Origin of the sequence: Paenibacillus sp. VTT E-133280 (assembly GCF_002264385.1) — a bacterium.
GTDB lineage: Bacteria > Bacillota > Bacilli > Paenibacillales > Paenibacillaceae > Paenibacillus_AQ > Paenibacillus_AQ nitricinens.
In genome coordinates, this window is sequence record NZ_NFUX01000179.1 from 1 (window position 1) to 358 (window position 358).

The 358-nt window shown below is 48.0% G+C and carries 1 protein-coding gene; it reads right to left on the bottom strand.

The window, feature by feature from the left end; genetic code table 11:
• Positions 1-358, bottom strand: a 358-nt coding sequence (locus CA600_RS30670; protein WP_143812243.1) for an S-layer homology domain-containing protein, incomplete at both ends; no start/stop codon positions are given.

The window sequence follows — 358 nt, forward strand, 5'->3', positions numbered from 1 at the left end:
CAGCTCCGAATTAGCAAAATCACTGCTCACGTACAACTTCGCCACTTCCGCAGCATTAACGTAACTTTCATACCATTTGCCTGCGGTCTCCTCCACGCTTTGCCCAGTCGCTGTCACGATCATTTTGATAAATTCAGCACGGGTCACGTTAGCGTTAGGCATAAACAGCCCTCCCGGATATCCCACTACATACCCTTTTTTCACCGCCGTATCAATTCCTGATTTCGCCCAATGCTTCGCCGGAACGTCACTGAACTGAATAGAATCAGCCTTAGCCGCTGAAGTTGAGGATGAAGCCAAGCTCACAGCGAGCAGTAAGAAGACCGGAGCTGCTTTTTTGCTTAGTTTTAATAGAGTA